Source organism: Streptomyces sp. Q6, assembly GCF_036967205.1.
GTDB lineage: Bacteria > Actinomycetota > Actinomycetes > Streptomycetales > Streptomycetaceae > Streptomyces > Streptomyces citrinus.
Genome location: NZ_CP146022.1, coordinates 434,526 through 447,512 on the forward strand (window position 1 = coordinate 434,526; position 12,987 = coordinate 447,512).

The following is a 12,987-nucleotide window of genomic DNA, read 5'->3' on the forward strand; positions in this document are numbered from 1 at the left end:
CACAGCGCGCCAGGAGGAATCACACCATGCAGCCCCTCATCGACCACGCCCGTCTGTTCGGCAAGAGCCCTGAGGAGTTCGCCCGGCTCGCCGACGGCCAGTCCCCGCAGGTCCTGTTCATCACCTGCTCCGACTCGCGCGTCGTCCCGGCCCTCATCACCGGCGCCCGCCCCGGCGAGCTCTTCGAGCTGCGCACCGCGGGCAACATCGTTCCCCCCTATCCCAGCGGCCGCCCCAGCGGCGAGGCCGCGACCATCGAGTACGCCGTGGAGGTCCTCGGCGTCCAGGACGTCGTCGTGTGCGGCCACTCGCACTGCGGCGCGATCGGCGCGCTGGTGCGCGGCGACGATCTGGCGGCGGTGCCCGCCGTGCGCGACTGGCTCGCGCACGCGGCGGACCGGCCCGAGCAGCGGGACCCGTCCGATCCGACGGTCTCCGCTGCCGTCCAACAGCACGTCCTCGCCCAGGTGTTGCGGCTGCGCACGTACCCGTGCGTGCAGCGGCGGCTCGCCGACGGCCGCCTGCGGCTGCGCGCCTGGTACTACGAGGTGCACACCGGCGGCGTCCGCGAACACCGCACCGCTTCCGACACGTTCGAGGCCCTGTGAGGACCGCGATGAGCAGGTATCCGCATCTCAAGGCGGACGTCACCGCGTCCCTCGTCGTCTTCCTCGTCGCGCTCCCGCTGTGCGTCGGCGTGGCCGTCGCCTCCGGGGTCCCGGCCGAACTCGGCCTGATCACCGGCATCGTGGGCGGCATCGTGACCGGCATCATGCGCGGCAGCAGCCTTCAGGTCTCGGGCCCCGCAGCCGGGTTGACCGTGCTCGTCTACGAGGCGGTGCGCGCCTTCGGACTGCCGGTGCTCGGCGTCGTCGTGCTGGCGACCGGCGTCCTCCAGATCGCGATGGGCGCCCTGAAGCTCGGCCGCTACTTCCGGGCCATCTCGGTGTCCGTGGTCGAGGGCATGCTCGCCGGCATCGGCCTGGTCCTCATCGCGGGCCAGCTGTACTCGGTCGTCGGCGCGAAGGCGCCCGAGTCGGGGCTCGGCAAGATAGCGGGGCTGCCCGAGGCGTTCGTCGACGCGTTCGGCAGCACCCGCGCCCTCGCCTCGCTCGCCCTGGGCGTCGGCACCGTGCTGGTGCTCGTGCTCTGGAAGCGGCTGCCGCGCAGGATCCGGGTCGTCCCCGCCCAGTTGGCCGCGGTCGGCCTCGCGACGCTCGCCGCGCTCGTGTTCGGCGCCCCCGTCGCGACCGTCGAGGTCAACGGCCTGCTCGGGTCGGTCCAGCCGCCGTCCCTCGACGCGTTCGGGGAGCTCGCGGGCCTCGGCGTGCTCGGCACGATCGTCGCGTTCACGCTGATCGCGTCGGCGGAGTCCCTGTTCAGCGCGGCGGCCGTGGACCGGTTGCACGACGGGCCGCGGACCACGTACGACAAGGAACTCGTCGCGCAGGGCGCGGGCAACGCGGTGTGCGGTGTGCTCGGCGCGCTGCCGATGACGGCGGTGATCGTGCGCAGCGCGGCCAATGTGCAGGCGGGGGCGCGCACCAAGGCCTCCCGCGTCCTGCACGGCGTGTGGCTGCTGCTGTTCGCGGCGCTCCTGCCGGGCGTCCTCGCGTACATCCCGATCCCCGCGCTCGCGGGCGTCCTGGTGCACGCGGGCGCCAAACTGATCCCCGTCGAGGCGCTCGTGACACTGTGGCGCGAGCACCGCGGTGAGGCGCTGATCCTGGTGGTCACGGCGGTGTCGATCGTCGCGGTCAGCATGTTCGAGGGGGTCCTGGTGGGCCTCGCCCTGTCCGTGGTGAAGACGGCCTGGGACGCCTCGCACATCAAGCTCGACGTCATAGACAAGGGGGCCGGGCCGATCCAGGCGTACCTGTCGGGCAACGCCACGTTCCTCCGGCTGCCGAAGCTCCTGGACAGTCTGGAGGCGCTGCCCGCGGACCGTCCCGTCGAGCTGGATCTGTCGGGCGTGCACCATCTGGACCACGCCTGCCGCACCGCGCTGGAGAACTGGGCGGCGCGCCACAGCAGTGCGGGCACGGAGCCGGTGAAGGTCACCGCCGACTGAGTCTCGGCACGCGGCGCCCGGGTCCCCACGGGTCCGGGCGCCGCGTCGTGCGCTCAGTAGCGCGCGGCGGTGCCCAGGTACTGCTCGGCGAAGGCGGCCGCGGCGACGGGCGACGTGAACAGACGGCGCAGCCGGGCGAGCGTGGTGCCCGCGCGGAACGCGTCACGGCCCGACACCCCGTGGTAGACCTCCGACAGCCACTGCGAGAACTCCTGGTAGTCCCAGACGCGGCGCAGACAGTCCGTCGAGTACGACGCGAGCGCGGCGTCGCCGCCGCCGGCGAAGTGCGCGGCGAGCGCGTCGCCGAGCAGGAACGCGTCGTGCAGGGCGAGGTTCATGCCCTTGGCGGCGATCGGCGCGACGAGGTGGGCGGCGTCGCCCGCGAGGAACAGCCGCCCGTACGCCATCGGTTCGACGACGTAGTCATGCATGTCGAGGACACGCTTCTCGATCAGCGGGCCCTCGGTGAGCGGCGGGGCGCCCGCCGCCGCGAGCCGTCGGTGGAGCTGTTCCCATACCTTGGCGGGCTTCCACTTGTCCGGGTCGTCGCCGGGCGCGCACTGGAGGTAGTAGCGGGTGACCTCGGGGCTGCGCGGCATCTGTCCGGCGAAACCGTCGGGGTGCATGCCGAACAGGACGCAGTCGGCGGACGGCGGCGCCTCGGCCAGCAGCGCCAGCCAGCCGATCCCGTAGTCGTGCCGGGCGACGCGGACCCGGCGCGCGGGCAGCGCGGCGCGGCTCGCGCCGCGCGCCCCGTCGCAGCCGGCGACGAAGTCGCAGTGCAGCACCTGGCGGCGGCCGGTGTCGGGGCAGGTGTACGCGACCGTGGGCCGGTCGCCGTCGATGTCCTTCACGCGGACGTCGCGTGCGCCGAACCGGATGTCGCCGCCGCGTACGTCGGCGTACTCGCGCACCAGGTCCGTGACGAGCAGCGGCTGCGGGTAGACGAAGTGGTGACGGCCGCCCGTCACCTCGGTGTAGTCGAAGCGGTGCCGCTCCCCGGCGAAGCGGAACTCGCAGGCGGAGTGGCGCTCGGCGCGCTTGAGGAGGTGGTCCGCGAGGCCGCGTTCCTCCAGGGCGCGCACGGCCCACTCCTCGATGACACCTGCTCTGGGCCGGGTCTCGATGAACGCGCGCGTCTCGCACTCCAGGACGACGCAGTCGACCCCGGCGGCCCGCAGCACGGAGCCGACGGTGAGTCCGGCGGGCCCCGCGCCCACGATGACGACCGAAGTGCGGTGCGGGGGCGGGGACTTGGGGTGGCGATGGGCGGTCACGCGGCCATTATCCCGACGCGGGCGACGGCGTGCGGCCCCTCACGGATTCAGCACCCGTTCGTAGCGGCTCACGCAGGCCGCAGGAGGCGCGCGGGCGGGTGTTCGAGCGCACGCGGTTCAGGCGCGGCGCCCGCGCGCCCCGCTGACGCGCGGTGTCGTCGGCGGACCGGTCGAGGGTGAGCGGACCGGCGAAATTTCTGGTGCGCGTCGCCCGGCCGGGTCGGGGAACACGGGGGTCATGGGAATCGATGCGCATACACGGAGGGCCGGGCGCGAGGTGCGCCGGGCGGCCGACGGCAAGGTGATGGAGACGGCGACCCGCGCGGGCTTCGTGGCGCGCGGGGTGGTGTACGTGCTCATCGGGATCCTCGCGCTGCGCATCGCGTTCAACGGCGGCGGGCGCCAGGCCGACCGGGGCGGGGCCATGGCGGAGGTGGCGCACAAGCCGCTGGGGAACGTCCTGTTGTGGGCGCTCGGCCTCGGCATCGTGGCTCTCGCCCTGTGGCGGCTGTCCCAGGCGTTGTTCGACCGGGACGGGGTGGGGCACCGGCTGATGGCCGCGGGCCGGTTCGTCTTCTACTCCGTGGTGGGGTATTCGGTGCTCGCGTACGCGGCCGGGGACCGGGGCAGCGGCAGCGGTGGCTCCGACAAGCAGTCCAAGGACCTCACGGCGACCGCGCTCGGCTGGCCGGGCGGACAGTGGATCGTGGGCGCCGCCGGCGCGGGTGTCGCCGGGGCGGGGCTGTGGCTCGCGGGGCGTGCGGTGATGCGCCGCTACCGCAAGCACCTGCGGATCGGTGAGATGTCGCAAGGGGTGCGCCGCGGGGTGGACGTGCTGGGGACGGTCGGCGGGACGGCGCGCGGCGCGGTGTTCGTCGCGTGCGGCGCCTCCCTCCTGGTGGCGGCGTTCCGGCACCGGCCGGGTGAGGCCAAGGGCGTGGACGACACGCTCCGCTCGTTCAGCCACACCCCGGCCGGCCCCTGGCTGCTCGCGGCGGTGGCGGCGGGCCTCGCCGTGTTCGGCATGTTCTCGTGGGCGCAGGCCAAGTACCGGAAGCTGTGAGCGGCCGGCCCCCGGAACTCACCCGGTGAGATCCACCTCCGTGCCCACGCCTCGCTGCCGCGCCAGGTCGATCAGCAGCCGGGCGACCGCCAGGTCCTGGAGTCCGACGCCGACGGAGTTGAACAGGGTGATCTCGTCGCGGGAGGTGCGGCCGGGGGCTCTGCCGGTCAGGACGTCGCCGAGTTCGCGACGGAAGTCGTCCTCGCGCAGGGCGCCTTCGGCGAACGGCAGGAGAACGTCGCCGGACTTGGCGCGGGCCGTGTCGTAGGCGTCGACGACGACGGTGGAGCGGACGACGGCCTCGGTGTCGAGTTCCCGGTGGTCGGGGCGGGGTGGGGCGCCGACGGCGTTGAGGTGCTGGCCGGGGCTGAGCCAGGCGCCGCGCACGAGCGGTGCGCGGGACGGGGTGAGGGTGCACAGGACGTCGGCGGCCTCGGTGACGGCGCGCGGGTCGGGCAGCACCTTCGCGGGGACGCCGAGTTCGGCGCCGATCCAGGTGGCGAGGGCCTGCGCGTGCTCCGGGGTGCGGCCCCACAGGACGACCTGCTCGTACGGGCCGCCGGGCAGCAGCGCGCGGGCGTGCGCACGGGCCAGCGGGCCGGTGCCGACGAGGCCGAGGGTCGCCGCGTCGGGTCGGGCGAGCGCGCGGGTGGCGACGGCGGTCGCGGCGGCCGTGCGGACGCGGGTGATCTCGGCGCCGTCGAGGAGGGCGAGGCAGGCCCCGGTGTCGGTGTCGGCGACGAGGACGGTGGAGCGCTGGGCGGGCAGGCCGCGGGCCCGGTTGCCGGGCAGGTCGGCGAGGAGCTTCACCGTGGCGAGCCCGTCGGGGGCGCTGGCCGCGGCCATGGCGAGGAACGCCCCGTCGGAGTCGGGCACGGCCATGACCGGTGGTGCGGGCAGCACGGCCCGTCCCAGGGCGAGGTCGCGGTGGGCGCGTGCCACGGCGTCGGCGACGTCCTCGGTCGCGTCGGCGAGCAGGGTGCGCAGGGTGGAGCGGGTGAGGATCAGGGTCATCGTGCGGGTTCTCCCGAGTGCGGGTCGATGGGGCGCGGCGGTGGTCAACCGCCGCGTACGAACGGGACGGTGAGTCCGGACGGGGCGCGGCTGCGGCCCACCAGACCGCTCACCGCGAGGAGCGCGAAGACGTACGGGAGGGTGGTCAGGAGCGGCGCCGACAGGTGCAGGCCGAGAGCGGGCGCCGCGAACTGGAGCGCCTGCGCGAGGCCGAAGACGAGGCAGGCGAGGAGGGTCGGCCAGGCCCGCCAGCGGCCCGCGATCACGGCGACGACGGCGAGATAGCCCATCCCGCCGGTGATGTTGTCGCTGAACGCGTGCACCTCGGAGAGGGCGAGGTGGGCGCCGGCGAGAGCAGAGGTGGCGCCGGTGAGCAGCACGGCCGCGTACCGGACGGACCGCACGGGCAGCCCGCAGCGGTCGGCGGTGACGGCGTCCTCGCCCACGGCGTCGAGGGCGAGCCCCCATGTCGTACGGCGGCTCAGCGCGAGGGCGAGGACGGCCGCGACGGCGAAGCCCGCGTAGCCGAGCGCGCTCTGCTCGAAGAGGGCGGGGCCGAGGACGGGGATGCTGTGCAGCCCGGGTACGGGCAGCGGGTCGAAGCCGGGCAGCGCCGTGTCGCCCGCGCCGTCGCCGAACAGCAGCCGGGAGCCGTATGTCGTCGCGCCCAGGGCGAGGGCGTTGGCGGTGATGCCGGTGACGATCTGGTCGGCGCGCAGGGTGACGCTGAGCAGGGCCTGGAGCGCGGCGAAGAGCAGCCCGGCGGCGAGGGCGGTCAGCACGCCCACGCCCGCGCTGCCGCCGGCGTGGGCTCCGGCGGCGCCCGCGAACGCGCCGGTGAGCATCATGCCTTCGACGGAGAGGTTGAGGACGCCCGCGCGTTCGCTGAGGAGCTCGCCGGACGAGGCGAGCAGCAGGGGCAGCGCCATCCGTACGCCGCCGGAGGCGAGTTCGTCGACGACGGCGCTCATGGGGTGCTCCTCGTACGGCGTGCGGTGAACAGCATGGCGGCGGCGATGAACAGGACGAGCACGCTCTGCACGATCTGGACGGTCGACGCGGGGACCTGGGCGGCGAGTTGGAGGTTGATGCCGCCGCTGGTGAGGAAGCCGAACAGGAGCGAGGCGGCGGCGACGGCGGTCAGCGAGCCGCGGGCGAGCAGTCCGACGACGAGACCGGAGAACCCGTAGCCGGAGGAGAAGTGCTCGGCCAGCACATAGGGCGCGGTGGCGACGAGCGCGGCGCCCGCGACCCCGGCGAGGCCGCCCGCGAAGGCGAGGCCGCCGCCTTCGAGGCGCCGGACGGGCAGGCCCAGGCGGGCGGCGGCCGCCGGGGTGTGTCCGACGGCGGCGAGCCGGACGCCGACGGCGGTGTGCTTCAGCGCGATGCCGGTCGCCACGACCACGACGGCGGCGATCACGACGACGGCCGTCGCGGGTGACTCCGGGCCGCCGATCAGGGGGAGTTGGGCTCCGGCGGGCAGCGGCGCGGACTGCGGCAGGGTCTCCGCGGACGTCACGGGCTGGCGCAGCAGGGCCTCTTCGTGGACGGCGACGGCGACGAGTCCGGTGCCGACGAAGTTCAGGAGCAGCGTCGTGATGACCTCGCTGGTTCCGCGCCGCGCCTTGAGCCAGGCGGCGATGCCGGCCCACAGGCCGCCCGCGAGGAACCCGGCGACGAGCACGACGGGGACGCCCAGCACACCGGGCACGGCGTCGGGCAGGGCGAGCCCGGTGGCGGCCGCGGCGACTCCCCCGGCGCACAACTGCCCTTCGCCGCCGACGTTCACGAGCCCCGCCCGGTGGGCGACGGTGAATCCGGTGGCGATCAGGGCCAGGACGGCGGCGGAGTCGAGGGAGCTGCCGACGGAGTACGGCGAGCCGAACATCCCCTCGGCGAGCGCCCGCCAGGCGGTCGCCGGGTCGGCGCCGGCCGCGACGACGAGCAGGATCCCGACGCCGATGGCGAGCACCGCGGCGAACGCGGCGACGGACACGGGATGGCGGGGCAGCGTCCGCAGCGCCGTGCGACGTGAGGGGGACGGGCGTGGGGCGAGTGACGGTGGTGAGGGTGGTGACGGTGACGTCGTGGTGGCCGGTACGGGCATGAGGTCCTCGGGGCGGGTGAGGCGGGGTGGGTGAGGCGGCGCGGCGCGCGCCGGGTGTGAGGGGGCTGACGAGGCGAGCGGGCTGCGGTACCGCTCAGCCGCCGGTCGGCGGCGGTGACTGCGCCGAGGCGTCCGCGCCCACCATCAGTTCGCCGATCCGCTCGCGGGCCCCTGACTCGCGCGGGTCGACCGGGCCGAGCAGGCGGCCCCGGTAGGCGACGACCACGCGGTCGGACAGGGCGAGGAGCTCGTCGAGTTCGGCGGAGAGCAGCAGGACACCGGCGCCGCGGGCGGCGGCTTCGCGGATACGGGTGTGGACCGCGTCGACGGCGCCGATGTCCAGGCCGCGCGTGGGTTGCGCGGCGGCCAGGCAGACCAGCGGATCGAGCGCCAACTCCCGTGCCAGGACGACCTTCTGCTGGTTGCCGCCGGACAGGGAGGCCATCGGTGCGGCTGGGCCCGCGGCGCGTATGCCGTGGTCGTCGAGGACCGTGGCGGTGGCGTGGGCCAGGGCCGGGCGGTCCAGGAGCACGCCGAGGCGCCGGAACTCCGCCAACCGCCCGAGGTGCAGGTTCTCGGCGACGGACAGCGCCGGTACACAGCCTTCGTGGTGCCGGTCCTCGGGGACGACGCCGAGCCCGGCCCGAGTGCGTGCGGCGGGCCCGGCCGCGGTCACGTCCCGGCCGTCCAGCTCGATCCGGCCGCGCCCCGGCGCGAGGGCACCGCCGAGCACGGCCATCAGCTCGCTCTGCCCGTTCCCCTCGACGCCGGCCACACCGACGATCTCCCCTGCGCCGACGGCGAGTTCGACGTCGTCGAGGGCGTGGGTGCCGTCCGGCCTGCGCACGGTGATCCCGCTCAGGCGCAGTGCGTTCACCGCGGGGCGCTCGCGCGGTTCCGGGGTCCGCGAGGCCGGTTCCGCGGCCGCGAGGCCCACGGCCCCCGCCAGTGCGGCGTCGATCTCCCGCACCGGGCGGCCGATCATCAGCGGCACCAGGCGTTCGGCGGGCAGCTCGGCGAGGGGCCACCGCCCGCGACGCGGCCGCCGCGCAGCACGGTCGCCGCGTCTCCGGCGCGGACGGCCTCGCCGAGCTTGTGCGTGACGAGGACGACGGCGCGGCCCGCGTCGGCGATGCGCCGGCACGTCGCGAGCAGCGCGTCGGTCTCGGCCGGGCCGAGCACGCCGGTGGGTTCGTCGAGGACGAGCAGCCGCGGCTCGCGCAGCAGCGCCTTGACGATCTCCACACGCTGGCGCACCCCGACCGGCAACTCCCCTACCACCGCGTCGAGTTCGAGGTGGAGCCCGTACGTGTCGCGGACCCGCGCGATACGCCGCGCGAGGTCGGGCAGACGCAGCAGCCGCAGGTTCTCGCCGACGGTGAGGGTGGCGACGAGGCTGAAGTGCTGGTGCACCATCGCCACCCCGGCGGCCAGCGCGTCGGCCGGGCGGCGCGGCGCGTACGCCTCGCCGTACAGGCGCAGCGTGCCCGCGTCGGGGGTGAGCGAGCCGCCGATGGCGTGGCACAGGGTCGACTTGCCGGCGCCGTTCTCGCCCAGGACGCAGTGCACCGTGCCGGCCTCGACGACGAGGTCGACGCCGTCCAGGGCTCGCAGTCCGCCGTAGGACTTGGCGAGTTCGGACGCCGCGAGAGCGGGCGCGGTCATCGGGTGGTGATCTTCCCGGACGCCAGCCGGGCCTTGATGTCGTCGAGCTTCTCGACGACGGCCGGGGCGGCGCCGTCGCAGAGCACGAGGTTGTTCTGCGGATCCTCGAAGGTGAGGCCGAAGTGGACGGCCTCGGCCTTCCACTTCCCCTGCACCAGCTGGTCGGTGGCGTATTCGAGTTCGGCGCCGATGTCGGTCTCCACGTATCCGGCGTACGCCTTCTCGCTGCCGCAGGGGTGGGCGATGGGTCCGCCGATGAGCAGGCTGCCGCGGCCGGTCGCGGCCTGGGCGAGACCCTTGTGGCCGAGGTTGAGGATCTGGCCGAGGACGTCGGCGCCCGCGCCGAAGTCGGCGAGCGCGGACTGCTTGGACTTCGCCGCGTCGTTGAAGTCGCCGACGTAGCTCGGGGCGAGGACCTTCACGCCGGGCTTCGCCTGCCGCGCGCCGCGCTCGAACTCCTTGGCGGCGTTCACGATGGCGGGGAGTTCCGCGCCGCCGATGAAGCCGACGGTGTTCTTCTTGGACAGCAGCGCGGCGGCGGCGCCCGACAGGTAGGCGGCCTGGGCCTGTTGCGGGTCGTAGAGGGCGAGGTTGGCGGTGGGCTTGCCGTCGGCGGGGCCGCCGACCTCGGCGAACTTGACCTTCGGGAAGCGGGCGGCAACCTTGCGCACGTCCGCGTCGGTCTGCCCGCCGAGCGAGATGACCAGGTCGGACGTGGTGGCGAAGCGGACCAGGGCCTGTTCGTAGTCGGCGGCCTGGACCTGTTCGACCTTGCTGAAGGCGACCTTTCCCCGGTGTTCCTTCGCGGCCCGCTGGTAGCCGCGGTACGCCGACTCCATGAAGCCGTCGTCGGAGAGCGAACCGGGGAACAGGACGCCGACCGTGAGCTCGCCGGAGCCGGAGCCCGAGTCGCCGCTGTTCGCCGCCGACTCGCCGCCGCAGCCGGTGAGCGATCCGGCGAGCAGGACCAGTGCGCCACCGGCGAGCGCCGCGCCCGTACGCCGTGCAGGAATGTGTGCCACTGAGGTGCCTCCAGAGGGAGGGGCCCGCGAGCCCGTTAGTGGTATACCGTTACGCGTCCTCAGTCTGGGAGCCCGGTGTTTCCCGCTTGTTAGCGGCCGGTTAGCAGTGCGGTGCCCCGTCCTCGGTCCGCATACTGTGGAAACCGCGATGGAGCGGAGGAAACCCTTGGTGACAGTGGCAGGCCCGGCGGGCACGGGGCGCGGTTCGCTGCGCGACCGTGCGTACGACACGCTGCGGCGGCGCATCCTGGAGGCCCAACTCCAGCCGGGGCAGCGGCTGGTGGAGCGGGACCTCGCGGCCGAGCTGGAGGTCTCCCGCATTCCGCTGCGCGAGGCGCTGCGCCGGCTGGAGGCGGAGGGCCTGGTGCTGCTCGTGCCGCACCGGGGCGCGCTGGTCGCGCCGTTCACCCCGGCCGACGTCCGCGACCTCTTCGACGTCAGGGAGTCCCTGGAGTCCCTGGCGGCGCGGCTCGCGGCGGAGCGGTCGGACGCGGACGGGCTCGCCCGTCTCGCGGACCGTCTGGAGGCCGCGCGCGCGGCGACCCGCGCGGAGGACCGCGCCGCGATCGCCGCCGCCAACGCGGGCTTCCACACGGACATCGTGGAGCTGGCCGCGAACCCGCTCCTGACGAGCATGATGCGGCCCCTCGAAGCGCGGACGCACTGGCTGTTCCGGCTCACCGCCCAGCGCGACCCGGCCCGGCAGTGCGCCGAGCACGAGGAGCTGTACGCGGCGATCTCGGCCGGTGACGCGGACCGTGCCGCCGCCGTGGCGCACGCGCATGTCACCGACGGGCGCGCCGAGTCCCTGGCCCTGGCCGCCCGCTGGTCGCATCCGGAGATCGATCCGCAGGAGGTCGCGGCCCGCAGGCGGCGCCGCGGTTCGTAGGGCCCGTCGTCGCCTCCCCGCCCGCCCTCAGCCGCCGGGCCGGTCCACCGTTTCCGCGCCCTCCAGCGGCGCCCGCTCCAGGAACGCCACCGCCGCCGGGACCTCGGCGCGCAGCCGGGCCAGACCCGCGGCGGTCAGGGTGCGGCACACCGTGTCCCGCTCGGCGACGACCTGGCGGGCGAAGCGCGGCGGGAAGTCGGCCGGGGTGAGGGCCGCGCCGGGGCCCGCGGACCAGGTGCGGCGCACCACGACGGCGCCCGGCGCGTCGGCGCGGACGGCGAGGCGGCCGGACTCGACGTACCAGAGCACGATCCGTTCCAGCACCTCGGGCCGCGGTGTGCGCGGGGTCTCGACGGCCTCCCCGCGGCAAGGTGCCGGGTGTCGAAGGCCTCGGCGAGGGCGGCGCGCAGCCGGGCGTCGGCGCGGCCGAACAGATCGCAGTCGGCGAGCGGCACGGGCGCCTCGGGATCGAGCCCGAGGCCGACGAGGAGCGCGTCCTCGCAGCTCTCCAGGGCTCTGCCGAGGTCGGGGAACTCGTCGCTGGTGCGGCTCATCGCCTGCCGCTCGTCCGGATCGGCGAGCACCATCCGCACCCCGCGCCCGCGCAGATCCTCGCCGAGGGCGCGCACCAGGTCGGCCGCGACGGGTTCGATGCGGCCGACCCGGGTCAGGTCGAGCACGAACCAGCCGACGGCGGCGGCCAGTTCGCGGGCGGCGCGCAGGGTCTGTTCGGCGGTGGCGAAGTCGAGGTCGCCCTGGAGCACGTGGACGCGGATGCGGTCCGGGTGCGCGTCGAGCGCGGCGCGCTGGGCGCGCGGGCGGTGGCGCAGGAGCGCAGTGGCGACGGGTGCAGGGAGCGCGGCGGCAGCGGGCGGCGCTCGGGGGCGGTGGCCCGCATCAGGTGCAGCCCGAACTGGTCGGACAGGAGATGGCAGGCGGCGATGCCGCGCACGCTGTTGCCCTTCTCCTCCAGCGGCGGGCTGAACACGCCGATCCCGAACTGGCCGGGCAGCGCGACACCGATCGCGCCGGACACGCCGCTCTTGGCGGGCATGCCGACGCGCAGCATCCACTGGCCCGAGGCGTCGTACATCCCGCAGGTCGCCATGACGGCGAGGACGTGCTGGGCGTGGCGCGGGGCCACGACCCGTTCGCCGGTGACCGGGTTGACGCCGCCGCCGGCCAGCGTGGCGTGCATGACAGCGAGGTCGTCGCAGGTCACGAGGACGGAGCACTGGCGGAAGTAGACGGCGAGCTGTTCCTCGACGTCGCCGGTGAGGGAGCCCGCGTTGTGCATGAGGTAGGCGAGGGCGCGGTTGCGGTCGCCGGTGGCGCGTTCGGAGGCGTAGACGGCCTCGTCGACGGCGAGGGGCCGGCCCGCGAAGGCGCCGAGCCCGTCGAGGATGCGGGCGAACCGTTCGTCGGGGGTGGTTCCCGCGACCAGTGAACTGGTCACGATGGCACCGGCGTTGACCATCGGGTTGGGCGGGCGTCCGGTGCCGGGTTCGAGCCGGATCGAGTTGAACGCCTCGCCGCTCGGCTCGGCGCCGACCCGGGCCAGGACGTCCTCGACGCCCTGGTCGGCGAGGGCGAGCGCGAACACGAACGGCTTCGACACGGACTGCGCGGTGAAGGGCACCGCCGTGTCCCCGCTGCCGTAGACCTGGCCGTCGAGCGTGCACAGACTCAGGCCGAACAGGGTCGGGTCGGCGCGGCCCAGCTCCGGGATGTAGGAGGCAGGCTCGCCGTCGTCGAGGTCGCGCAGGTCCGCGCGCACCCGGTCGAGGAGCCCGGTCAGCGGGTCACCGGCCGGTACCGGACCGCGCTCGCACGCCGGGCCCTCGTCATGTCTCGGGTTCCGCTGATCGTCTCGCACCCG

Annotated in this window: 14 protein-coding genes; 4 read left to right on the forward strand and 10 right to left on the reverse strand. The window is 74.8% G+C overall.

Annotation, left to right across the window (positions count from 1 at the left end):
* The first annotated feature begins 26 nt into the window (after nt 1-26).
* Nucleotides 27-608: a carbonic anhydrase gene (locus V2W30_RS02205; RefSeq protein WP_338693159.1), complete on the forward strand. Its 582-nt coding sequence runs from the start codon at nt 27-29 to the stop codon at nt 606-608.
* Between the two features lie 8 nt (nt 609-616).
* Nucleotides 617-2,071 (forward strand): SulP family inorganic anion transporter, encoded by a 1,455-nt coding sequence (locus V2W30_RS02210; protein ID WP_338693160.1) that lies wholly within the window; start codon nt 617-619, stop codon nt 2,069-2,071.
* Nucleotides 2,072-2,124: 53 nt separating this feature from the next.
* Here the strand turns inward: V2W30_RS02210 and V2W30_RS02215 are convergent, their stop codons facing one another.
* Nucleotides 2,125-3,348: a 4-hydroxybenzoate 3-monooxygenase gene (locus tag V2W30_RS02215; RefSeq protein ID WP_338693162.1), complete on the reverse strand. Its 1,224-nt coding sequence runs from the start codon at nt 3,346-3,348 to the stop codon at nt 2,125-2,127.
* A 238-nt stretch (nt 3,349-3,586) separates the two neighbouring features.
* On the opposite strand from V2W30_RS02215, the gene V2W30_RS02220 reads away from it, so the two are divergent.
* The gene (locus V2W30_RS02220; protein ID WP_425244468.1) at nt 3,587-4,411 is read left to right on the forward strand and encodes a DUF1206 domain-containing protein; all 825 of its coding nucleotides are present in this window, start codon (nt 3,587-3,589) and stop codon (nt 4,409-4,411) included.
* Between the two features lie 18 nt (nt 4,412-4,429).
* Here the strand turns inward: V2W30_RS02220 and V2W30_RS02225 are convergent, their stop codons facing one another.
* The 6 genes from V2W30_RS02225 to V2W30_RS02250 all read right to left on the reverse strand — a co-directional run bounded on the left by V2W30_RS02225 (nt 4,430) and on the right by V2W30_RS02250 (nt 10,219).
* On the reverse strand, nt 4,430-5,425 hold the full coding sequence (locus V2W30_RS02225) for an ornithine cyclodeaminase family protein (protein ID WP_338693164.1): 996 nt from the start codon (nt 5,423-5,425) through the stop codon (nt 4,430-4,432).
* Nucleotides 5,426-5,469: 44 nt separating this feature from the next.
* A complete protein-coding gene (locus V2W30_RS02230) occupies nt 5,470-6,396 on the reverse strand; it encodes an ABC transporter permease (RefSeq protein WP_338693165.1) in 927 nt (308 codons plus the stop codon).
* Entirely contained in the window at nt 6,393-7,421 is a 1,029-nt protein-coding gene (locus V2W30_RS02235) for an ABC transporter permease (protein WP_338693167.1), read from the reverse strand. Before V2W30_RS02235 ends, V2W30_RS02230 begins: the two co-directional genes overlap by 4 nt.
* A 205-nt stretch (nt 7,422-7,626) precedes the next feature.
* A complete protein-coding gene (locus V2W30_RS02240; protein WP_338693169.1) occupies nt 7,627-8,517 on the reverse strand; it encodes an ATP-binding cassette domain-containing protein in 891 nt (296 codons plus the stop codon).
* On the reverse strand, nt 8,517-9,197 hold the full coding sequence (locus V2W30_RS02245; protein WP_338693170.1) for an ATP-binding cassette domain-containing protein: 681 nt from the start codon (nt 9,195-9,197) through the stop codon (nt 8,517-8,519). Before V2W30_RS02245 ends, V2W30_RS02240 begins: the two co-directional genes overlap by 1 nt.
* A complete protein-coding gene (locus V2W30_RS02250; protein ID WP_338693172.1) occupies nt 9,194-10,219 on the reverse strand; it encodes a BMP family ABC transporter substrate-binding protein in 1,026 nt (341 codons plus the stop codon). The genes V2W30_RS02245 and V2W30_RS02250 overlap by 4 nt, the downstream gene beginning before the upstream one ends.
* Before the next feature lie 169 nt (nt 10,220-10,388).
* Between V2W30_RS02250 and V2W30_RS02255 the strand changes: the two genes are divergently transcribed.
* Complete coding sequence (locus V2W30_RS02255; protein WP_338693174.1) at nt 10,389-11,108, forward strand: GntR family transcriptional regulator; 720 nt, start codon at nt 10,389-10,391, stop codon at nt 11,106-11,108.
* A 27-nt stretch (nt 11,109-11,135) separates the two neighbouring features.
* Here V2W30_RS02255 and V2W30_RS02260 read toward each other — a convergent pair whose 3' ends face one another.
* Genes V2W30_RS02260 through glsA form a run of 3 tightly spaced genes read right to left on the reverse strand, consistent with a single transcriptional unit; the run spans nt 11,136 to nt 12,984 of the window.
* A complete protein-coding gene (locus V2W30_RS02260) occupies nt 11,136-11,258 on the reverse strand; it encodes a hypothetical protein (RefSeq protein ID WP_338693176.1) in 123 nt (40 codons plus the stop codon).
* Nucleotides 11,243-11,872, reverse strand: a complete 630-nt coding sequence (locus V2W30_RS02265) for an STAS domain-containing protein (protein ID WP_338693178.1) — start codon at nt 11,870-11,872, stop codon at nt 11,243-11,245. The genes V2W30_RS02260 and V2W30_RS02265 overlap by 16 nt, the downstream gene beginning before the upstream one ends.
* Nucleotides 11,776-12,984, reverse strand: coding sequence for a glutaminase A (gene glsA, locus V2W30_RS02270; RefSeq protein ID WP_338693180.1), 1,209 nt, complete (start codon nt 12,982-12,984; stop codon nt 11,776-11,778). The genes V2W30_RS02265 and glsA overlap by 97 nt, the downstream gene beginning before the upstream one ends.
* Nucleotides 12,985-12,987: the final 3 nt, after the last annotated feature.